Raw genomic sequence first — 20,408 nt, 5'->3', positions numbered from 1 at the left:
TTCCTTCGGGGACGTTCTGCGGTATCGTCGGTATTGTAGCAGTTCGGACGAAAAAAGCGGCCCCGATCGGGGCCGCTTCCTGGGGGCGTTGCTCTGCGGGTCGTGCGAGCGCTACGCTTGCTTCGGAGCGTCGAGGCGGCGCGCCATGGCCTCCTCGTAGTCCTTCGTTCCCACGAACACCTCGTTCATGTACGGGTTCACCTTGAGCTTCTTGGCGCGGTACATGATGTAGGCGAACGCGGCGATGTTGGCCAAGAGCGCGATGACGGACACGGCCAGGTTCACGTTCGGGTTGTTCACCGATTGCACGCTGAACACGCTGTAGTCCTGGAACGCGGGGAACACCTGCGCGAACATGCACCAGAAGGCCAGCGTGAACGCGCGGTTCTGAATCCAGCCGCCCTTGTTCCAGAAGAACGCCGCCACGGTGGGGGCCAGCAGCAGGGCCAGGCCGCAGTACCACGCATGGGTGGGCAGGCAGTTGTACGTGTAGCAGAAGTTCCACAGGTCGTAGGCGATGATGAACACCCAGGTCATGTCAGGCCACAGCATGTCCTGGCGCTTCTTGGACACGTAGATGCCGAACCAGCCGGTCATGCAGGCGATGTTGATGAGGCCCGCTACGCCGTTGAACACGTTGTGCCAGCCGCCGTACAGCGTGATGCCCTCGGTGGACACCCAGGTGGTGCCCCAGGCGCGGATGGCGCTCTCGAAGTCGCTCACCACGGCGATGAGGATGTTGATGGCCACGATGACGAACGGGAAGCACTTGAACCAGTGCGTCTTGCCCGGTCCCCAGGCGTACTTGATGGCCATGAAGCCGATGCAGCCGATGGTGGCGGCGTAGAGCTTCGCGTAGTGGAACCAGCTGTTCATGTGCACGTGCGTGGGGTTGTTGAGCGCCCACTCCTGGCCGATGCCGGCGCCGATGGAGATGGCGACGAAGTACACCGTCAGGATGGCGGGCAGCACGACGAAGCAGAAGATACCGCCCGCCTTCGTGCGGCGTGCGATCTCGTTCACCAGGATCAACCCGATGAACACGATGGCCCACCCGAGCCACTGGTACAGGGCGTTCTCCCCGTAAACTTGGAACAACATGACGTCCTCCTTGTCCTTGCGTTCTCGCGCGGCGCGCGATCCCTATGTTCAGGCCGGCAGCGCGGTGCCCCGGTCCATGTGCAGCGTTTGGGCGATGAGATCCTTGAGCACCTCGTCATCCACGTCGGGATGGCTGCGCACGTATCCCACCACCCCCAAGATGAGCACGTAGAACGTCTCGTACACGTGCTCGATGCGAATCTCGTGCAGCTGGCCGTAGTCGCGCACGGTGGTGTCCACGATGTAGGACGCCGTGCGGTCGGCCACGCGGTTGAGAAACTCGAGGTACAGCGCCGCGTTCTCCTGCGAGGCGAGCGAGCGGCGGAACGAGTCGTGCTCGAACACGCCGAGGCGCAGCAGCTTGACGGCGGTTTCCAGCGCCTGCTCGATGTTGCCGGGTTGGCGCTCCTCGTTCCAGAAGTGCAGCGCCTCGATGAAGTCGGCGATGTAGTCGTCGAGCACCGCCGAGGTGACGGCGTCCTTGTCGGGGAAGTAGTGGTAGAACAGCGAGCGGGTGACCCCGACGCGGTCGGTGATGCTCTGCACCGACGTGCGGGAGAGTCCCTGCTCTTCGTAGAGCTGCCGCGCCGCCTCGACGATGGCGTCGCGACGCGTGCCGCCCTGCTCGTTTCGCTCGCTTTCCATCGTGCTGCACCTCCTTCGCTCGCTCGCCCATCCCCTGATGAGCGGAGAATACGCCCCGGGTTGACATGGCGTCAATGTACAGAATTGACTATCCGTCAATGACAACCCCGCACACCGTATGATACTATTTGCCCACAGAAAATTCATTGCTGAAACAAAAAAATAACTGCAATGAATAATTAAGCCGAGGAGGGACGCATGGAAAAGAAGACGGGAGCGGAAGCGGACGCAACCGCCGCGGGCGCGCCGAAAAAGCGCAGCGGGCGTCGCTGGCCCATCGTGGCGGGCGTGCTGGCCGTGGTGATCGTGGCGGCGGGCGCGGGATTCTGGGTGTGGCACGAGCAGCCCAGCTTCTGCGGCGCCATCTGCCACGATCCGATGGACGCGTACGTGGACGGCTACTTCAACGACGCGACGCTGATGGCGAACGCGCACGAGCGCGCCGACGTCACGTGCCTGGGGTGCCACGAGGCCAAGATCGACGAGCAGGTGACCGAGGGCCTGGCATGGGTGCGCGGCGACTTCGCCACCGACGAGACGGGCCATCTGACGGTGCAGGGCGTGACGGCCGACAAGAAGATGTGCGCGACGGCGGGCTGCCACGACTGGGACGACGTGAAGGCCGCCACCGAGAACTGGGGCGGCGAGGAGGGCGTGAACCCGCACGCGTCGCACCAGGGCGAGGCCATCGACTGCAGCAACTGCCACGGCGCGCACGGTGCGTCGTATATGTACTGCAATGCGTGCCACGACTACGAGACGCCTGACGGATGGCAGAATCCGGCACGAGGAGGGGAAGCGCGATGACGAAGGGAAAGGCAACGTTGGCCGCATGCGCGTCCACGGCGCTTGCGCTGGGGCTCGCCGGGTGCGGCGCGTCGTACGAGGGCTCGGGATCGAAGGACGCGGCGAGCGCCGAGCAGCTGGCCCTGCGCCTCGACGACCCGTGGGCGGTCGAGATGAAGGCCGATTCCACGGCGAAGGCCGAAGGCGAGCTGGTCGACGGCGTGTACACGGGTTCCGGCACGGGCATGGAAGGCCTGATCACCACCACGCTGCTCGTGGACGACAACCGCATCACCTGCCTGGAGATCACGCAGGAGGGCGAGAGCCAGAGCCGCGGGGGCTACGAGGCCATCCGCGACGGGAGGTTCGCGGCCATGATCGAAGCGGCGCAGGGGTCGGACATCGACGCCGTCACGGGAGCCACCATCACCACGGCAGGCGTGCGCCAGGCCGTGGACGACGCGCTCGCGCAGGCTGCGGCGGGCGCGGCGACGACGAAGAGCGAGGAGGGGTCGCGATGAGCAAGAGCACGCAGGCAGCGGAGGGCATGTCCCGCCGCGCCTTTCTGACGAGGGCCGCCGCGCTCGCGGCGGGCACGGCGGCGGCGAGCGTGGTGCCGCAGGCCGCCTACGCCGTGGCGCCCGGCGCCATCGGCGACTGGTCGGCCGACGGCTCGACGAGCGTGGGAGTGCCCGACAGCGCCGAGGGCAACGCGTCGGGCTCCGACGGCACGTACCGCGACCACAACGGCGCGGCCTTCCCCGCGAACGACGCCACGCCCATTCCGCCGCGCGCCGTGCCCGCAACCTGGGACTACGAGTGCGAGATCTGCGTGGTGGGCGCGGGCGGCGGCGGGCTGAACGCGGCGGCGCGCGCGGCCGAGCTGGGTGCGCGCACCATCTGCGTCGAGGCGATGGGGCTGCACGGCGGCAACGCCCAGGAGGCCGGCATGTGCGCCATCCTGGGCGGCTCGAAGCTGCAGGAGTCCAAGCGCTTCGCCTTCCCGAGCTACCCCTTCGACGCCCGCTCGCTTGCCGACTGGGCCGTGGACGAGTACCACTACGCGTGCGACCCGCGCCTCATCTACCGCATCGCGGAGTCGGGCGGGACGTGCATCGACTGGATGGGCGATTGCGGCGTGCGGTGGCGTTTGGGCGAGGTGCCCGTGTACGTGGCGCCGAAGAACTCGACGCTCGACCACCACGTGCTCAAGATGAAGGACGCCACCGACGCCATGTTCAGCTTCGGGCAGAAGCACGGGGTGGAGTACCACTTCCAGAGCCCGGCCGAGGCGCTCGTGCGCGACGGCGACGGACGCATCGTGGGCGTGGTGGCCCGCGAGGACTACGACCGCGAGGTGTACATCCACGCGACGCGCGCCGTCATCCTCACGGCGGGCGGCTTCTGCAACAACAAGGCGCTGCTCGAGCGCTACATCCCCACGGCTGCCATGGGCTGCGCTTCGAGCTACCTCACGGCGGGCGAGACGGGCGAGTGCTTCCGCATGGGCCTCGGCGCCGGCGCGGACGTGTCCGGGTTCAACAGCTCGGCCTCGTTCGACGGCGGCGTGGACTGGGAGGCCGAGGGCGGGCAGTGGGCGCGCTTCCTCTACGACGGCATGACGCAGCTGTCGCGCCAGCCGTGGTTCACCGTCGATCGGTGCGGCAACCGCCTGCGCTACATGGACAGCCGCGTGAAGGAGGACGGCGCGAACGCCATCTACGCCCTGGGCGACTTGGCCACCATCCAGATGACGCCTCCGGGGCACCGCTCCTACATCATCTTCGACGCGAACTACGAGGATCACCTGGAGGGCTTCGCGCAGGAGCACTGCCGCAAGCTCATCACGCCCGATCTCGAGCAGATCGACAAGGTGCCCGAGCACTACCGCGACTGGCATCACGGCGTGCAGGACGCCATCGACGCCGACGTGCTGAAGAAGCGCGACACGCTCGAGGAGCTGGAACGCGACCTGGGCTTCGAGGAGGGCGTGCTGCAGGAGGCCGTGGCGCATTGGAACGAGTGCTGCGAGAAGGGCGAGGACGACTATATGTACCCGATGCCGTCCGAGTGGCTGCACGCCATCTCCACGCCGCCGTTCTACGGCTGCCGCATCGGCGGCAACCTGTACGGCACGAAGGCGGGCCTGCTCATCAACGACGAGATGCAGGTGATCTCGACCGGTGGGCGCCCGATCCCCGGTTTGTACGCGGGTTGGCACACGGCCGGCGGCGCGTGCGGCGAGAACAGCTACATCGGCGACCCCATCCTGGGCTCGCTCTTGGGCGACGTGAGCCTGGCGTTTTGCGGCGGGTATCTGTGCGGCACGTTCGCGGTGGCCAACGAGATGGGCGCGGCAAGCGGCGCCGGGAAGGAGCTGTGACATGCTGCAGCAGATGAAAGGCATGGCGCGTCCGTACGGGACGCTGTTCGCCCTCGCCTTGGCGGTGGCCCTCGTCGGGAGGATCGGCCTGGCGGTCATGGACCTGACGGGCACGTTGTCCTACGACTACATCTCCGCGTCGGGCGTGCCCATGCTCGACGTGATCTGCTCCATTTTGACGGGCTCGACGCTGGTCGCGTTCATGGCGCTGGCGGGGCTCGTGCTCACGGTGTCGACGGCGGGCGTGGCGCTGCAGGGCTTTCTGTGCTGGCGCGGCGCTGAGGGCGCGGGCCGGCCGGCCGCGGCGTTTCTGTGGGGCTGGGCGGCGGCGCTCGTGGCCGTCGTGTGCGCGTTCGTGATGGCGAGCGGGATACTGTCGGCCGTGCAGGTGGCGTCCATGAGCTCGAAACTGCCCGGCACGGCGGTCATCGTGGCGGGCGTGATCGTGTTCGCGGCGTTCATCGGCACGCTGCTCGGCGCGGCGTCGATGACGGTGTGCGCCTGCGTCGCCCGCGCGAAGGCCCGCGGCGGCAGCGGCCTCGGCCGCGAGCTGGTTGTGGCGGCGCTGGCGTGCGGGCTCGTGGTCATGGTGCTCACGGTGGGCACGTTCGCGTCGATCAACACCGCGAGCGTGCAGCTGGGGGTCGTGGCCGCCTGGTTCGTCGCCGACGTGGTGGCGAACGTGGCCATCATGCTGGGAGCAAGCGCGCTGGTGAAAAAGAGCAGGAGGTAGGGAAGGGCGTCCCTTACTCTTCCCATTGCGTCCGCATCTTTCCCCTTTGCGAGCCCGCGCTCTTCTCTTTGCGTCCGCGTTGGCTCATGCGCCCGCAAGCGCCCCCCGCGGACGCAACAGGGGGAGGCGCAGGCTCCACATCCGCAACAGGGGGAGGTGCATCCCTACTCCATCACCTGGAGCATTCCCAGCGCTGCTTTGCGTTCGGCTTCCTTGCGCGCCTGCACGTCGGAGATGACCACGCGCCAGGTGCGGGCGAGGGCGCGGCGTTGGCCGTCGTCGAGCCTGCTCCACAGCTGCTTGCGCGCGAGCAGGTCGATGGTGCGGGCGATGAGCTTCTGCTCGCGTTCGCCGTGCGGGGTGGCGGCGACGAACACGGCCTTGCGGTCGCGGGGACTGGCAAGCCGCACGACCCGCTCGCGCTCGGCCAGCCGGTCGACCGCCCGGGCCACGGCGACCGGCGACATCTGCAGCTGGCTCGCGATGTCGCCGACCCGCAAGGGCTCGTCCACCTCGCCGAGGCGCTGCAGCACGCGGCACTCGTTGAGGGACGCGCCGCACGTGGCGTTCAGGGCGTGTTCCATGGCCCGCTTCACCAGCTCGAGCGACACGAGGGCGCGCGAGGCGGCGTAACGGCTGGTCGCGGGGCCCGACAGCGGCGGGTCGATACTTGCGCCGGCGGCGATGGACGCTTCGAGGATGCTGCGGAAGCCGGCGTCCTCGGTGGGGAAGAGCGCGTACAGCTGCGCCACGATGGAGTCGTTCACCACCGCGACGTGCTGCTCGCCCGCTTCGGTGATGCGGGCGACGCGCACGCGCCCGTCGCTGTTCGGGCCGTGGCAGCGCTCGGCGAACCCGGCGCCCACGAGCGCGTTCATCGCCTGGGTCACCACGTTGGCCTTGAGGTCGAGCAGCTTCGCGAGTTCGGTCTGAGGCACGCCCTGCGTGCGCGCGGCCAGCAGCTTCACGAGCATGCGGTACTGCGTCACGTTGAGGTCGCTCGCCTGGTCGAGCCCGCTTTTCAGCGCGCGATGGGTGAGGTCGAACGCGACGAAGAACGTCGAATCGAGTTGCAGGTCCTCGTGTTCGGGCGCAGGGTCGGGCGCGGGCGCGGTGTCGTGCATGGTGCTCCTCGTCGGTTGTTTCAGCGATGAAACGATAGTAGCCCTTCTGCGGCGACGAGGGGCGGGAACGCGGCGCGGGCGCGCAAACTCTCCACGCCGCGTTCCCGTTGACGGTCTAGCGAGCCGCCCGAATCCTCCCGATGGCCTTCGCCAGCTCGGTCTGCACGAGCGAGAGCAGGGCGAGGGCCAGCATGACGGTCCATTGCCAGGGGTTCAGGAGCGCCCCGCCGAAAGCGTCCACGAAGGGCGGCACCAGCAACACGATCAGCATGAGCGCGGTCGATGCGGCCACGGCCCAGCCCAGCCACGGGTTGCGGCCGCCCTCGCGGTCCCACACCGGGTCGGTGGTGGAGCGCTGGTTGAGCGCGCGCAGCACCTGCGAGAACGCCACCACGCCGAACGCCATCGTGCGCCCGACCTCCTCGCCGGCCGCCTGCGTGCCGATCAGGTACGCGGCGAGCCCGAACGCCGCGACGAACAGTCCTTGCACGATGACGCGACGAGCTAGGTGCGCCTCGAGCAGCGTTCCCGAGCGGGTGGGCGGATGCTCCATGATGTGGCGGCTGGCGGGCTCCACGCCAAGCGCGAGGGCGGGCAGCGTGGCGGTGGCCAGGTTAACCCAGAGGATCATCACGGCGGTGATAGGCGCGTCCCAATTGAGCGCGACGGCTACCATGAGCATGACGATCTGCGCCACGTTGTCGGCCACGAGGAACGCCACCACCTTCTGGATGTTGCGGAACACGCGCCTGCCTTCGCGCACCGCGTATACGATGGTGGTGAAGCGGTCGTCCAAGAGGATCATGTCTGCGGCGTCCTTCGCCACGTCGGTGCCGGTGATGCCCATGGCCACGCCGATGTCGGCCGCTTTGAGGGCCGGCGCGTCGTTCACGCCGTCGCCCGTCATGGCCACGATCTCGCCGGCGTGCTTGAGGGCGCGCACGATGCGCAGCTTGTGGAAGGGGGACACGCGGGCGAACACGCTCGCGCGGCTTGCGGCTGCGTCGAGCTCCCGGTCGTCCATCTGCTCCAGCTCCTCGCCGGTGACCACGAGGTCGCCCGGCCGGTAGATGTCCAGCTCCTCGCCGATCGCGCGCGCCGTGGCGGCGTGGTCGCCGGTGATCATGACGGTGCGCACGCCCGCGGTGCGGCAGGTGTCCACGGCGTCGCGCACGTCGGCGCGCGGCGGATCCATCATGCCCACGAGGCCGATGAACGTGAGGTCGCGTTCGACGTCCTCGTCTTCGGGCGGCACGGCGGGCACGGCGCGCATGGCGAACGCGAGCACGCGCAGCGCCTCGTCGGAGAGCTGGGCGGCCACGGCGAGGGCGCGCGTGCGGTCGTCCTCGGTCATGGGCCGCGGGCCGTCTTCGTCCATGACGAAGGAGCAGCGCGGCAGCATGCCGTCGAGCGATCCCTTCACGGCAGCCACCACTTCGCCGTCGCGCTCGTGCATGGTGGTCATGCGTTTGCGGTCGGAATCGAAGGGGCGCTCGGCGAGGCGCGGGTAGGTTGCGCGCAGGGCGGCGGGGTCGATGCGCGCGTCGCGCGCCATGACGAGCAGCGCGCCTTCGGTGGGGTCGCCGATGACGGTGTCGGGCGAGGCGGCTGCGGCTTCGTCGCCCGAGCCGTCGGCGAACTGCGCATCGTTGCACAGCACCGCCGCGAACGCCAGATACCCGAACAGGTTGGGATGCTCTTCGAGGGCGCGCGCCGGCGCCACGGCCTCTTCGCGGTCGATGTCGGGGCCGAGCGCTGCGCGCACCACGCTCATGCGGTTCTCGGTGAGGGTGCCGGTCTTGTCCGAGCAGATGACGGTGGCGCCGCCGAGGGTTTCCACGGCCGGCAGGCGACGTACGAGCGCCTCGTGCTTGGCCATGCGCTGCACGCCCAGCGCCATGACGATGGTGGCGGTGGCCGGCAGGCTCTCGGGGATCACCGAGATGGCCAGCGAGATTGCCAGGAGCAGCATCGGCGCGAAGGGGCGGCCGTAGGCCATGCCGATGGCCAGAACCGCGAGCGCCGCGACGACGCCCACGATGGTGAGCAGCTTGCCGAACGAGGCCAGCTTGCGCTTGAGCGGGGTGTCCAGCTCTTCGTCGCCCTCCAGAAGACCGGCGATCTGACCGACTTCCGTGTCCATGCCCGCGGCAACGACCACGCCCGTGCCGCGGCCTCCCGTGACGATGGCGGTGGCGAAAGCCATGTCCGTGCGATCGCCGAGCGGGGCCCCGGGGGCCGCCGTCGCGGAGGCGTCCTTCTCCACGGGCACCGACTCGCCCGTGAGGGCCGCTTCCTGCATACGCAGCCCCGACGACGACAGCAGGCGCAGGTCGGCGGGCGCCATGCTGCCGTCGTCGAGCACCACGACATCGCCTACCACGAGGTCGCGTGCGGCCACGATAGCCTCGGAGCCGTCGCGAACGACGCGCGCCGAGGGCGCGCTCATGTTGCGCAGCGCTTCGAGGGATGATTGCGCTTTGCGCTCCTGCACGATGCCGATGCCGGCGTTCACCACCACGATGGCGAAGATGATGCCCGCCTCGCCCCACTCGCGCAGCAGCGCCGAGAGCGCCGCGGCCACGAGCAGGATGAGCACCATGGGGTCGCCCACCTGCTCCTTCACCATCTGCATGAGCGTGCGCGGCGGTTTCGCGTTCAGCTCGTTGGGGCCGTTCGCGACAAGGCGGCGCGCGGCTTCGAGCTCGCTGATGCCCTCGGGCGACGAGTTGACGTCGGCGAGCACGGCGTCGGCCGTCATCGCGTGCCATGGCTCGCGCGCGCGATCGGCGTCCGTTGGTGCGAGCGTGGAGTTCGGTTTCATGGAGCGGTCCTTTCAACGTGTGACGCGCTCAGTGTAGGCGAGCGGGCGCGACGTCCGTCGAGCCGTCATGCTCCGGTTTTCCAACCATTACCTGCGCGCTACGCGACGGCGCAGCGGCTCTCGTCGGAGGTTCTGCGCGTCTCGGGCGCCCGTGGCCTGGTATTCCGCCGACGCTCCCTCAATCGACCCGGGGCCGGCGGCCGCGAGTGATCGATTTCCGCCGAAAACTGCCTCGAATCGGGGGTGCCTCGATCGCGATAGCGGGGCGATTTCCGGTAGAATGGGCGGCACCGAACGAAAGGACGCGCCATGGACACCGAGCTCCACCTTGAGAGGCTTCCCCGCACCGTCGAACTCGTGCGCGGCGCACGCGGCGACTACGAGCTGGTGTACGTCGACCAGCGCAAGCTCCCCGGCGAGCTCGTGTTCGCGCGCGCGTCCGATTGGCGCGCGACGGTCGATGCCATCAAGACGCTGGCGGTGCGCGGCGCGCCGGCCATCGGCGTGGCGGGCGGGGCCGCCGTGGCGCTGTGGGCGGCGGAGGAGGCGCGGCGGTTCGTGCGGGGCGAGCGCCTCGACCGCGCGGAACGTCTCGCCTCGCTCGAGGAGGCGTCGGACGTCATCGTGAACGCCCGCCCCACGGCGGTGAACCTGTTCTGGGCCGTGTCGCGGGCGACGGAGATCGCGCGCATGCTGATCGAGGGCGGGGTGGACGAGCCGCGCGCCGCCGAGCACCTCTACGAGTACGCGAAGTGCCTCGAGGCCGCCGACGAGGACGTGAACCGCGCCATCGGGGAGAACGGCGCGGCGCTTCTCGAGCCGAACAGCCGCATCCTCACGCACTGCAACGCGGGCAGCCTGGCCACCGCCTTCTACGGCACGGCGCTCGGCGTGGTGTACGCGGCCGCGGCCGAGGGCAAGGTGGCGCGCGTGTACGCCGACGAGACGCGCCCCGTGGGGCAGGGCGCGCGCCTCACGGCGTGGGAGCTGGCGCGCGTGGGCGTCCCCGTGACGCTCATCTGCGACAACATGGCCGCAAGCCTCATGGCGCGCGGCGAGGTGGACGCCGTCGTGGTGGGTGCCGATCGCATCGCGGCCAACGGCGACACGGCGAACAAGATCGGCACCTACGGCGTGGCCGTGCTCGCGCGCCACCACGGCATCCCGTTCTACGTGGCGGCGCCCACGAACACCATCGATCCCGACGTGGCCGACGGGGCGGGCATCCCCATCGAGGAGCGCGCGCCGAGCGAGGTGACAGCGCATCCCCTCGAAGGCGTGGACGTGTGGAACCCCGCCTTCGACGTGACCCCCGCCGCCCTCATCACCGCCATCATCACGGAATGCGGCGTGCTCGATGCGCAGAACTGCTATACTGAACTGCGTGAACGACAAGAGCGAGGAGGATCCGAATGCGCATCATCCATCGTGAGGATCAGGAGCAGCGGGAGCATGTAGCGCTCGCGTGCGACGCGACGTTCGCCGACGAGTCCGACGGTCGCGACCGTTCCACCGAGCCCGATATCCTGCGCACCGATTTCCAGCGCGACCGCGACAAGATCCTCCACACGAAATCGTTCCGCCGCCTGTCGCACAAGACGCAGGTGTTCCTGGCCGCCGAGGGCGACCACTTCCGCACCCGGCTCACGCACACGCTCGAGGTGGCGCAGATCGCGCGCACCATCGCGCGGGCGCTCGGCTTGAACGAAGACCTCACCGAGGCCATCTCGCTCGGCCACGACCTGGGGCACACCCCGTTCGGCCACACCGGCGAGGAGGCGCTTGCGCGCTGCATCGCCCGGCACAAGGGCGTCGATCCGACCTCGCCCGAGGCCGAGGGGTACTACCGCCACAACGAGCAGAGCCTGCGCGTGGTCGAGCGCATCGAGAACGGCGGCAAGGGCCTCAACCTCACGCCCGAAGTGCGCGACGGTATCGTGAACCACACGGGCGACCTGCGCGCCGAGACGCTCGAGGGCCGCATCGTGGGCACCGCCGACCGCATCGCCTACGTGAACCACGACATCGACGACGCCATCCGGGCGGGCATCCTGCGCGAGGCGGACCTGCCGGCCTCAACGCACGCCATGCTCGGCCCCGACCACTCGTCGCGCATCGAGACGCTCGTGTTCGACATGGTGGAGACGTCGGCCGCGCTCGACGACATCCGCATGAGCGACGCGGTGTGGAACGCCATGATGGAGCTGCGCGCGTTCTTGTTCGAGCGCGTGTACAACGCCCCCGAGGTCACGAACGAGGTGGCGAAGGCGACGCACCTCGTGGACGACCTGTTCGATCACTACGTCGCCCACATCGACGAAGTGCCCGAGGAGTACCGCGCCATCTCCGACGGCGACGACCTGCGCGCCGTCACCGACCTCATCGCCGGCATGACCGACCGCTACGCCAAAAACCTCTACCAACGCCTGTTCATCCCCAACGCTTTGCATTATTAGAGGCCCTGCTCCCGCCGCGAGCGGCTCGCGAGGGGCTCAAGCGAAGGGCGCGAGGGGTCGCGAGGAGGAGCGGTGTGCGGATGTTCAGTAGGCGTCCACGAGCTGCTGTAGCTCTTTTTTGCTGTGCACGTCGAGCTTCGTGTACAGGCGTTTCGCATGTCCTTTGACCGTGTTCTCGGTCACGAACAGCGTTTCAGCGATGTAGGCTTTGCTGCGACCCTTGCACAGCATCTGCATGACCTCGACCTCGCGCGTGGTGAGCCCACGCTGCCGGCCGAGCGCCTCGCAGCGACGGTCGATGCTCGTGAAGTCTTCAGGTGCCGCGTGTGCCTCGTCGTTGAGGTCGAGGAATATCTGCTTGGTGTTCTGGTCGCGTGCTTCCAGGCAAAACGCCGCAACCATGGCAACGACGTACATGAGCACCGCGAAGTACCCGGTCGATTCCCTCGTAAACCCGCCCATGCCTACGATGCACGACCCTAAGAAGAAGGGAAGCGTGTAGCAACTCCAGCCGATGCCGAACACGAGGGCGGGTGGAAGGTCGCTGTGCCGGCTTACGTCGGCAAGCACCAGCCATACGAACAGCACGACGAAATTGAGCGAGACGCCGGCGAAAAACGGCTGGATGGGAGAGGTCGGATAAAGGATGTTCACGAGGAAGTCCGTGGCCAACAACAGCAGCACGATGCGCCAGAGCTGGTTGAAGTCGAAGGAGCGTCTTCCCTTGAACACGTACAGGAGCACGCAGGCGCACAGCGCCAATTCGAGCGCCCGCTCTCCCGTAAACACCCCCATGGTTTCCGTGATTGCGCTTGGGGGCTGCAACGAAAGCATGGAGGCGTTCGCAATGCTGAACACGACGAACGTTGCAACCGCTTTCCAGAGCGCGGATATGTTTTGGGCGGTGAAGTGGATGGCGGCTCGCGGCGCGTGCGGCGGCGAAGCGAGCGCGCGCCGGCACATGAGCATCGACAGCACGGGGGTGGTTGCCGCCAGCAATCCGCTCGCAAATGCGGGAAGCAGGGCGAGCGCTTCCTTGACGCCGGCCGCCGCAATGCCGCCGATGAAGAGGAACGCGATGGCTTGGCGCAGGTCAAGACGGCTGTAGAAGACGCCCCATTCCAGATAAAGCCACGCGAAGCCGATCCCTCCGATCAGAAGCGCTGCAGCTGCGAGCGACGCGAGTCCGGGAACCGTGTTCGAAACGACGACGGCGACCGTGGCGAGCGAGGTGCCGGCTGCCGCCGCAAGGTCGCGCACGTGTCCCCTTCCCTCGGTGCGCGTTCGCGTTGATCGCGCGCATCCGATGCCCATGACGATCATGGCCAGGGACAGCACGAGGTAAAGGCTTTGCCAGGGGATGGAGGGCGGCAACGCATGGTTGTTCGTGTTGATCCAGAATATCCACACGTGCTGCGTCCAGATGCCGCAGTACGACACGATCGTCGACATCGGTGCGGATGCGTCGATCCCAAGCTGTTGGCGGTGTCCCCTGACTCTTCCCATGGTGAAAGCATAGCACAGGGATGACCCTTGTCGGCGCATTCCTCTTGGCGAGTACGCTCTTCGTACCACGTCGTTCATCAGGCAATTTGTAAAATGTACCCCTTTCGGGTGCCCGAAGAACCCCTATCGGGGCTGTCGGGGTTGCCCTTCGGCCCGCTACGCTGCGTCCGGTCAGTTGAAAGGCATCGAAGAGCGCGGTGGGTTCCGCGCAAAGAAGGAAAGGGATGATCATGAGCAATCTCCACGTAACACCGACGCGACGGGCTTTTATCAAGACGGCGGGGGTCGCCCTGCTCGCAGGGGCTGCCACGTCGGTCGTCGGCTGCGCGCCTCAAGGGCAGACGAGCGCGAACGATGCGGCGCAGTCGGTGAACGACATCGCCTGGGATGGCGAATGCGAGGTGATCGTGGTCGGGGGAGGCATCGCCGGGCTGGCCACGGCAGCTACCGTGGCTTCGGAGGGCGACGGCGCGACGTGCCTTCTGCTTGAGAAGGCGTCGAACTGCGGGGGCAACAGCTTCCAATCATCGGGCTTTTGCATGATCGCCGAAGACGCCGATGCCATCTTCGAAACGTATATCAAGGGGTTGCAGGGCGATGCGGATTGCACGCCCGAGGACGTGTTGAAAGCGTACTGCGAAGGCATCACCGAACATGTCGAATGGCTGAAGGCCCTCGGTGCAGAGCCGTATATGAGCGTGTTTCCGCTCGGCTACGAGGGCAATCAGAGCAATCAGAACCCGGAGTATCCCGAGATCGACGGCGCGCAGTACATGGGTGCGCTTAAGTTCACCGGCGGCGAGGACAAGAAGGGCCCGGCGCACATCGCGGTGTTCCTTCAGCACTATGTCGAAGCGCAGGAAAGCGTCGAGTATCGGAAGAACTGTCCGATGAGCGCGCTGGTGCAAGACCCTGATTCCGGGGCGATTCTCGGCGTTGTGGCGGGAGAGGGCTCGAACAAGTACTATCGTGCAAAAGGCGGCGTGGTCATGTGCACCGGCGGCTTCGAGAATGATGCCGAATATATGGAAACCTACTTCGGCGTGCTCGGAGCGACCCCTGCGGCGGCCACGGAAAACACCGCCGACGGACACCGCGCCTGCGCGAAGGCCGGCGCCGCCATGTGGCATATGCATGCGGGCGCGGCGTTCTGGCTTGCGCCTCGCAACCTCGAGAACACGGCGTTCACCCAGACGCAGCAGACGGGCCTCACCAAGGAGTTCGGCATCACGGTCGGCGTCAACGGGCGTCGTTTCTACAACGACTGGGATGCATGCGCTGCGGGCGACGTGCTGCCCATCGGCAGCGACCTGCGCACGAATGTAGGGTACCGCCATGGCGCGACGCAGTGGGGAGGGCGATGGATCCATCTGCAGCTTCCCGAAACGGCCTGGTTCGTATTCGATGCCGACGGGCTTGCCGCAGGCGCGCTGCCCGAAGGGCTCACGACCGATCCGGTAGCCGACGGATGGGCCTATGCCGCTGCAACCATCGAGGAGCTTGCCCGGCTTATCGATGTCCCGGCCGACGAGCTGACGAAGACGGTGGATGTTTGGAACGAGTTCTGTGAAGCGGGTGAGGATCGGGCGTTCTACCGCCCGGCCGAGCACATGACGCGCGTGGCCACGGCGCCGTTCTACGCGATGCGCTGCACGCCGACGCTGCTCAACACCGACGGAGGACCGGTGCGCGATGCCGACGCGCGCGTGCTCGACCCCTACGGACAGCCTATTGGAAACCTGTACTCGTCGGGGGAATTCGGTTCCATTTGGGGTGCCATGTACCAAGGCACGGGCAACATCAGCGAATGCTGCGTCTTCGGCCGCATCGCCGCACGAAACGCGCTTGCCGCCGCTCGGTAGCCCGCGCCTGCAGTGTACGCCTCGCGGGCCGCGCGGGCCAGCATGCGGCGCAGGATGTGGCGCAAACGGCATTGCGCATGTGCACAATACTTGTATAATCATCTGACTATGCTTTCAGGGGACCACATCAAGCAATCGTTTTCCGCGGCGCTGCCCATCATGCTGGGCTACGTCGCCATCGGCATACCCTGCGGCATCCTGAGCGCCTCCATCGGCATGAACGAACTGCAGGTGTTCATGCTCTCGGCCGTGTTCTACTCGGGCGCGGGGCAGTTCATGATCCCGAACATGTGGCTGGCGGGCTCGCCGCTCGCGTCCATCATCGCCAGCGTGTCGCTGGTGAACACGCGGCAGATGCTGTACTCGGCGTCGTTCGCGCCGCGCTGCGAGCGGGTGAAGAAACGCCTCGCGTTTTTGTTCGCCGCCACCGTCACCGACGAGAGCTACGGCGTGAACACGGCGAAGTTCGAGGAGGGCGGCTGGTCGGTGGGGCGCGCGACGCTCGTGAACCTGCTGTCGCAAAGCTCGTGGGCGCTGTCGAACGTGGTGGGCGTGCTCGTGGGCAACGCCATCGGCATCCCGCTCGCCATCGCCTCGTTCGCCATGACGTCCATCTTCATCTGCCTGCTGGTCACGCAGAAGGTGACGGCGGCGAACCTCGTGGCCGCGGCGTTCGCCATCGTGGGCGTGTACACGTGCAAGACCATCGGCCTGACCGGGCCGGCCATCCTCGTGGGCGCGCTCGTGGGCGTGATGGCGGCCCTGCTATTCACCTGGGCGAAGGAGCGCGGCTGATGGCGACGATGGGTTGGGGCGATTTCTTCATCGTGCTCGTGTGCTGCTCGGTCACCATGCTCGTCTGCCGCGTGGTGCCGCTGTTCGTGCTCAAGGGCAAGGAGCTGCCGCAGGGGGTCGAGCAGGCGCTCGGCTTCATCCCGCCGGCCGCCTTCGCCGCCCTCGTGGCGAACGACCTGCTGACGCCCGGCATGTTCGACGCGGGCCTCTGGCCGGCCGCCGCGCCGCTCGTGGCCGCGCTCGTGGTGGCGGCGGTGGCGTGGAAGACGAAGTCGCTTCTGTGGTGCGCCGTCTCGGGCGTGGCCGCGTACGCGCTGCTCACGCTCATATAGCGTCGAAGCGGGGCGGTGAAGGCCCCCGGATTCCGTAGTATGCGTGGAGAGCCCAAGTTTTTGAGAAAGACCTTGGAATTATCCTTGCAGTACCAATCCGTTGACGGTATACTATCCAATCGTGTCTTTCCAAGATGACATGCATAAGTTTTCATTGAACATATAAGAAGGAACGGGTCATGGATATCATTCGCGCCATCGAACAGCAGCAGATCAAGCAGGACGTCCCTGAATTCAACGTGGGCGACAACGTGAAGGTTCACTACCGCATTACCGAGGGCAACCGCGAGCGTATCCAGGTGTTCCAGGGTGACGTTATCCGCCGTCAGGGTGCCTCCAACCGCGAGACGTTCACCGTCCGCAAGATCAGCTTCTCCATCGGCGTGGAGCGTACGTTCCCCGTGCACTCCCCGAAGATCGAGCGCATCGAAGTCGTGCGCAAGGGCGACGTGCGTCGCGCCAAGCTGTACTACCTTCGCAAGAAGGTGGGCAAGGCCGCGAAAATCAAGGAGAAGGCCTACCGCTAGGCCCGCAATCCACAACGGATGTGCCCGAACCCCTCGTCACCCCGGTGGCGAGGGGTTCTTTTTCGACCGACGGTTCGCGTCAGCGCCGGCGGCCTTCTGGTATCATGGTCGCTCGAAGCAGAGCAGGGAGAGGAATTTTCATGGGACCGACCGTCGCCGATATCAAGCAACGGCTGCACGAGGCCGATGAGCAGGCGTTCGCCGTGCTCGAGCGCTCGCTCGTGGCCGATACGCGCAAGGGCGTGCGCGATGCGGTGGAGCGCGCACGGCAGCGCTTGGCCGCCGACGCCGCCGAGCGGCAGCGGCTCGCATCGCTGTACGCCTACGAGCGCGCGCTGGCCGAAGGGCGTGGCAGCGGGGTGATCGTAGGCCTTGACGAGGTGGGACGCGGGCCGCTCGCCGGGCCGCTGGCCGTGGGCGCCGTCGTGCTGCCGCCCGAACCGTTCATCGACGGGCTGAACGACTCGAAGCAGGTGAAGCCCGAGGCGCGCGAGCGCATCGCCGTGCAGGTGAAGGCCGTGGCCGTGGCGTGGACGGTGGAGTACGTGGAAGCGGCCGACATCGACGCGTGCGGCATGACGGCGTCGCTGCTGCTCGCGTTCAGGCGGGCGGTCGCGCACATCGAAGAGGCCGGCGTGCACCCCGACGTGGTGCTGCTCGACGGCAACCCCCTGCGCCTCGACGAGCGCGAGGTGAACGTGGTGAAGGGCGACGGCAAGTGCGCCTCCATCGCGGCGGCCTCCATCGTGGCGAAGGTGGAGCGCGACGCGCTCATGTGCCGCTACGCCGAAGAGTATCCCGAGTACGGGTTCGACGCCTGCAAGGGCTATGCGAGCGCGGCGCACATCGAGGCCATCAAGCGCTACGGGCTGACGCCCATCCATCGCGCGACGTTCTGCACCGCGTTCACGCAGGCTTCGCTGTTCTGAGGCTCGCCCCTTTTCGCGGTGCGCCCGCTGCTTCGAAAGCCGTTCGACCGGTCTGCCGACCTGGTTGGACGGCTTTTTTGCGCCATGGGGGCGGGGCGGCGCTGGATGCGTGCTGGATTCGGGGGTGCGCCGCGCTGGATTCGCGGCGGAAATCGCGGTGCGGCGCGTAGACGGCGCGCCGACGCGAGGCCGCCGTTCGGTCGGATACGGCGGAGCGTTTCGCTGGACGCACGCCATCGATGCGCTGGATGGCGTCTCTATCATGGAAGGAGAGACGAAAGGGGCGTGGGGCCATGAGCCGAAAAGCGGCGACCATCGAACGAGAGCGAACGGAAGAGCCGGCTGAGGACCGGGTGGAGGAGCGGGCGGGAGAGCGCGACGAGGCGCGGGCGGAGGAGTGGGCCGAGCCTCCCGAGCAGACGGCGCCGCGCGGCAAGACGACGCGGAGGAGGCGCAGCGGGGAAGCCGCCACGCCGCGCGGCGTGGGGTCGGGGGCGCGCAAGGCGGCGGGTGGCGACGAGGACGAGGCGGGCGAGGCGCCCGCTCGGAAGAAGCCCGCAGGCTTGCGCAACGCCGATTTGGGGCGCCGGGGCGAAGACGCCGCCGCGCGCTTTCTCGACCGGCGCGGCTACGAGATCGTCGAGCGCAACTGGACGTGCGCGGCAGGCGAGGCCGACATCGTCGCGCGGGACGAGGAAACCGTCGTGTTCGTGGAGGTGAAGACGCGTTCGAGCTGCGAGAGGGGCCTGCCGTCGGAGGCGGTGGACGCGGAGAAGCGCGAGCGCTACGAGCGCATCGCCGCGCTGTTCCTGCAAGGCTACGACGTGGTGGACGTGCCCGTGCGCTTCGACATCATCTCCCTCGTCGTGATCGGGCCCGACCGCGCGATGATCCGCCACCATATCAACGCGTTCTCCGCGGAATGAACGCGCAGGGGCAGTGCGTCGTGCGGGCGGCGACGCTGCGCGGCGTGGAGGCCGTGCCGGTGGACGTGGAGGTGGTGGTGTCGAACGGGGTGCCCGGGTTCTCGCTCGTGGGCATGGCCGACGCTTCGGTGCAGGAGTCGCGCGAGCGCGTGAAGGCGGCGCTGCGCTCCTGCGGCTTCGCGATGCCGGCGAGCAAGGTGGTGGTGAACCTGGCGCCGAGCGCGCTGCGCAAGACGGGGTCGGGGTTCGACCTGCCCATCGCGGCGGGCATCCTCTGCGCTTCCGGGCAGCTCGACCCGCGTCTCGTCGAGGGGCAGCTGCTCGTGGGCGAGCTGTCGCTCGAGGGCGCCGTGCGGCCGGTGCCGGGGCTGCTCGCCTACGCGCTGTGCGCGCGGAGGCTGGGGGTCGACCTCGTATGCGCGCCGGTGGAGCAGGGGTTCGTCGCCATCGAAGGGCTCGTGCGGCGCGGCGCGCGCTCGCTTGCGGGGTTTCGCACGGGGCCGTTTCCCGTGACGACGTCCGCCGCGTCGCCGCAGACGGCGCCCGCGCTCGACTTTCGGGACATCGCCGGCCACGACATGGCGAAGCGCGCGTTGCAGATCGCCGCGGCGGGCGGGCACGGCGTGCTCATGACGGGGCCGCCCGGTTCGGGCAAGACGATGCTCGCCTCGCGGATGCCGTCCATCCTGCCGCCGCTCGCCGAGGCCGAGGCCATCGAGACGGCGGTGGTGCACTCGGTGGCGGGCGAAGCGGTTGAGCCCGTGCTGGGCGGCGTGCGACCGTTTCGCCGCCCGCACCACTCGGCGAGCCTTGCGGGGCTCATCGGCGGCGGCACGCCGCTGCGCCCCGGCGAGATATCGCTGGCGAACAACGGCGTGCTGTTCCTCGACGAGCTGGCGGAGTTCAGCCCGTCGGTGCTGCAGGGCATCCGCCAACCGCTCGAGTCGGGCCGGGTCACCATCACGCGCGCCGACGGCAACGTGGAGTTCCCCGCGCGCTTCATGCTGGTGGCGGCGACGAACCCGTGCCCGTGCGGCTATTACGGCGACGACGAGGAGCCGTGCACGTGCACGCAACGGCAGATGCAGCTGTACCGCAACCGCATCGGCGGCCCCATCATGGACCGCATCGACGTGCATATCGCGGTGCGCCGCATCCCTCCGGGCGAGGTGCTGGCCACGGGGCGGGGCACGAGTTCGGAGGAGCTGCGCCGCGATGTGCTGCGCGCGCGGGAGTTCTCGTCGTGGCGGCGTGCCCGGGCGGGGGAGGACGAAGCGGGCGGCCGCACGTCGGAGGCGCTCGTGCGCGCGTGCGCGCTCACCACGCAGGACGAGGGGTTCCTCGAAGGGGCGGCTCAGGCGAGCCGTCTGAGCGGGCGCGCCATCATGCGCACGCTCGCGCTCGCCCGCACGATAGCCGACATGGAGGAACGCGCCCGCGTCGAGCGCGCCCATCTGTGCGAGGCCATCGGGTTCAGGC

The 20,408-nt window shown here is 67.9% G+C and carries 18 protein-coding genes; 13 read left to right on the top strand and 5 right to left on the bottom strand.

Annotation, left to right across the window (positions count from 1 at the left end; all coding sequences use genetic code 11):
* Positions 1-111: 111 nt before the first annotated feature.
* Both C1876_RS15805 and C1876_RS15800 read right to left on the bottom strand, forming a co-directional pair.
* Positions 112-1,101 (bottom strand): DUF5692 family protein, encoded by a 990-nt coding sequence (locus C1876_RS15805; RefSeq protein WP_114547687.1) that lies wholly within the window; start codon positions 1,099-1,101, stop codon positions 112-114.
* Positions 1,102-1,149: 48 nt separating this feature from the next.
* Positions 1,150-1,746 (bottom strand): TetR/AcrR family transcriptional regulator, encoded by a 597-nt coding sequence (locus C1876_RS15800; RefSeq protein WP_114547686.1) that lies wholly within the window; start codon positions 1,744-1,746, stop codon positions 1,150-1,152.
* A 198-nt stretch (positions 1,747-1,944) separates the two neighbouring features.
* Here C1876_RS15800 and C1876_RS15795 point away from each other — a divergent pair, with 198 nt between their 5' ends.
* The 4 genes from C1876_RS15795 to C1876_RS15780 are packed head-to-tail and all read left to right on the top strand — an operon-like array spanning position 1,945 to position 5,648.
* Positions 1,945-2,553 carry a cytochrome c3 family protein gene (locus tag C1876_RS15795; RefSeq protein WP_114547685.1) on the top strand — a complete coding sequence of 203 codons (609 nt, stop codon included), beginning with the start codon at positions 1,945-1,947 and terminating at the stop codon, positions 2,551-2,553.
* A complete protein-coding gene (locus tag C1876_RS15790; protein ID WP_114547684.1) occupies positions 2,550-3,053 on the top strand; it encodes an FMN-binding protein in 504 nt (167 codons plus the stop codon). Before C1876_RS15795 ends, C1876_RS15790 begins: the two co-directional genes overlap by 4 nt.
* Entirely contained in the window at positions 3,050-4,915 is a 1,866-nt protein-coding gene (locus C1876_RS15785) for an FAD-binding protein (RefSeq protein ID WP_114547683.1), read from the top strand. Before C1876_RS15790 ends, C1876_RS15785 begins: the two co-directional genes overlap by 4 nt.
* Before the next feature lies 1 nt (position 4,916).
* Complete coding sequence (locus C1876_RS15780) at positions 4,917-5,648, top strand: hypothetical protein (protein ID WP_114547682.1); 732 nt, start codon at positions 4,917-4,919, stop codon at positions 5,646-5,648.
* A 164-nt stretch (positions 5,649-5,812) separates the two neighbouring features.
* On the opposite strand, the gene C1876_RS15775 is transcribed toward C1876_RS15780, so the two are convergent.
* On the bottom strand, positions 5,813-6,772 hold the full coding sequence (locus C1876_RS15775) for a MarR family winged helix-turn-helix transcriptional regulator (RefSeq protein WP_114547681.1): 960 nt from the start codon (positions 6,770-6,772) through the stop codon (positions 5,813-5,815).
* A 115-nt stretch (positions 6,773-6,887) separates the two neighbouring features.
* Positions 6,888-9,596 carry a cation-translocating P-type ATPase gene (locus C1876_RS15770; protein ID WP_211309565.1) on the bottom strand — a complete coding sequence of 903 codons (2,709 nt, stop codon included), beginning with the start codon at positions 9,594-9,596 and terminating at the stop codon, positions 6,888-6,890.
* Positions 9,597-9,905: 309 nt separating this feature from the next.
* On the opposite strand from C1876_RS15770, the gene mtnA reads away from it, so the two are divergent.
* Both mtnA and C1876_RS15760 read left to right on the top strand, forming a co-directional pair.
* Entirely contained in the window at positions 9,906-11,054 is a 1,149-nt protein-coding gene (gene mtnA / locus C1876_RS15765; RefSeq protein WP_114547680.1) for an S-methyl-5-thioribose-1-phosphate isomerase, read from the top strand.
* Positions 11,009-12,052: a deoxyguanosinetriphosphate triphosphohydrolase gene (locus tag C1876_RS15760; protein ID WP_114547679.1), complete on the top strand. Its 1,044-nt coding sequence runs from the start codon at positions 11,009-11,011 to the stop codon at positions 12,050-12,052. The genes mtnA and C1876_RS15760 overlap by 46 nt, the downstream gene beginning before the upstream one ends.
* A gap of 84 nt (positions 12,053-12,136) precedes the next feature.
* Here the strand turns inward: C1876_RS15760 and C1876_RS15755 are convergent, their stop codons facing one another.
* On the bottom strand, positions 12,137-13,504 hold the full coding sequence (locus tag C1876_RS15755) for a helix-turn-helix transcriptional regulator (protein ID WP_158544716.1): 1,368 nt from the start codon (positions 13,502-13,504) through the stop codon (positions 12,137-12,139).
* A 284-nt stretch (positions 13,505-13,788) separates the two neighbouring features.
* On the opposite strand from C1876_RS15755, the gene C1876_RS15750 reads away from it, so the two are divergent.
* The 7 genes from C1876_RS15750 to C1876_RS15720 form a co-directional block, all read left to right on the top strand.
* Positions 13,789-15,420, top strand: a complete 1,632-nt coding sequence (locus C1876_RS15750; RefSeq protein WP_244910179.1) for an FAD-dependent oxidoreductase — start codon at positions 13,789-13,791, stop codon at positions 15,418-15,420.
* Between the two features lie 108 nt (positions 15,421-15,528).
* Positions 15,529-16,215, top strand: a complete 687-nt coding sequence (locus tag C1876_RS15745) for an AzlC family ABC transporter permease (RefSeq protein WP_114547676.1) — start codon at positions 15,529-15,531, stop codon at positions 16,213-16,215.
* Positions 16,215-16,547: an AzlD domain-containing protein gene (locus tag C1876_RS15740; protein WP_114547675.1), complete on the top strand. Its 333-nt coding sequence runs from the start codon at positions 16,215-16,217 to the stop codon at positions 16,545-16,547. The genes C1876_RS15745 and C1876_RS15740 overlap by 1 nt, the downstream gene beginning before the upstream one ends.
* 179 nt (positions 16,548-16,726) lie before the next feature.
* Complete coding sequence (gene rplS, locus C1876_RS15735; protein ID WP_114547674.1) at positions 16,727-17,074, top strand: 50S ribosomal protein L19; 348 nt, start codon at positions 16,727-16,729, stop codon at positions 17,072-17,074.
* 140 nt (positions 17,075-17,214) lie between these two features.
* A complete protein-coding gene (locus C1876_RS15730; RefSeq protein WP_114547673.1) occupies positions 17,215-18,003 on the top strand; it encodes a ribonuclease HII in 789 nt (262 codons plus the stop codon).
* Positions 18,004-18,296: 293 nt separating this feature from the next.
* On the top strand, positions 18,297-18,929 hold the full coding sequence (locus tag C1876_RS15725) for a YraN family protein (protein ID WP_114547672.1): 633 nt from the start codon (positions 18,297-18,299) through the stop codon (positions 18,927-18,929).
* On the top strand, positions 18,926-20,408 hold a 1,483-nt coding region (locus tag C1876_RS15720; RefSeq protein ID WP_148707951.1), incomplete at its 3' end, for a YifB family Mg chelatase-like AAA ATPase. The genes C1876_RS15725 and C1876_RS15720, both read left to right, overlap by 4 nt.

This window comes from Eggerthella sinensis, from assembly GCF_003339815.1.
Lineage (GTDB): Bacteria > Actinomycetota > Coriobacteriia > Coriobacteriales > Eggerthellaceae > Eggerthella > Eggerthella sinensis.
The sequence above is the reverse complement of the archived record's forward strand: the minus strand, read 5'-3'. Positions and strand labels throughout refer to the sequence as shown.

Bases quoted from the DNA above. Each gene is read 5' to 3' on its own strand.
- C1876_RS15800 (WP_114547686.1), bottom strand. From the start codon at position 1,746: ATGGAAAGCGAGCGAAACGAGCAGGGCGGCACGCGTCGCGACGCCATC.
- C1876_RS15755 (WP_158544716.1), bottom strand. From the start codon at position 13,504: ATGTCGACGATCGTGTCGTACTGCGGCATCTGGACGCAGCACGTGTGG.
- C1876_RS15795 (WP_114547685.1), top strand. From the start codon at position 1,945: ATGGAAAAGAAGACGGGAGCGGAAGCGGACGCAACCGCCGCGGGCGCG.
- mtnA (WP_114547680.1), top strand. From the start codon at position 9,906: ATGGACACCGAGCTCCACCTTGAGAGGCTTCCCCGCACCGTCGAACTC.
- C1876_RS15805 (WP_114547687.1), bottom strand. From the start codon at position 1,101: ATGTTGTTCCAAGTTTACGGGGAGAACGCCCTGTACCAGTGGCTCGGG.
- C1876_RS15770 (WP_211309565.1), bottom strand. From the start codon at position 9,596: ATGAAACCGAACTCCACGCTCGCACCAACGGACGCCGATCGCGCGCGC.
- rplS (WP_114547674.1), top strand. From the start codon at position 16,727: ATGGATATCATTCGCGCCATCGAACAGCAGCAGATCAAGCAGGACGTC.
- C1876_RS15730 (WP_114547673.1), top strand. From the start codon at position 17,215: ATGGGACCGACCGTCGCCGATATCAAGCAACGGCTGCACGAGGCCGAT.
- C1876_RS15725 (WP_114547672.1), top strand. From the start codon at position 18,297: ATGAGCCGAAAAGCGGCGACCATCGAACGAGAGCGAACGGAAGAGCCG.
- C1876_RS15745 (WP_114547676.1), top strand. From the start codon at position 15,529: ATGCTTTCAGGGGACCACATCAAGCAATCGTTTTCCGCGGCGCTGCCC.
- C1876_RS15780 (WP_114547682.1), top strand. From the start codon at position 4,917: ATGCTGCAGCAGATGAAAGGCATGGCGCGTCCGTACGGGACGCTGTTC.
- C1876_RS15790 (WP_114547684.1), top strand. From the start codon at position 2,550: ATGACGAAGGGAAAGGCAACGTTGGCCGCATGCGCGTCCACGGCGCTT.
- C1876_RS15740 (WP_114547675.1), top strand. From the start codon at position 16,215: ATGGCGACGATGGGTTGGGGCGATTTCTTCATCGTGCTCGTGTGCTGC.
- C1876_RS15760 (WP_114547679.1), top strand. From the start codon at position 11,009: ATGCGCATCATCCATCGTGAGGATCAGGAGCAGCGGGAGCATGTAGCG.
- C1876_RS15785 (WP_114547683.1), top strand. From the start codon at position 3,050: ATGAGCAAGAGCACGCAGGCAGCGGAGGGCATGTCCCGCCGCGCCTTT.
- C1876_RS15775 (WP_114547681.1), bottom strand. From the start codon at position 6,772: ATGCACGACACCGCGCCCGCGCCCGACCCTGCGCCCGAACACGAGGAC.
- C1876_RS15750 (WP_244910179.1), top strand. From the start codon at position 13,789: ATGAGCAATCTCCACGTAACACCGACGCGACGGGCTTTTATCAAGACG.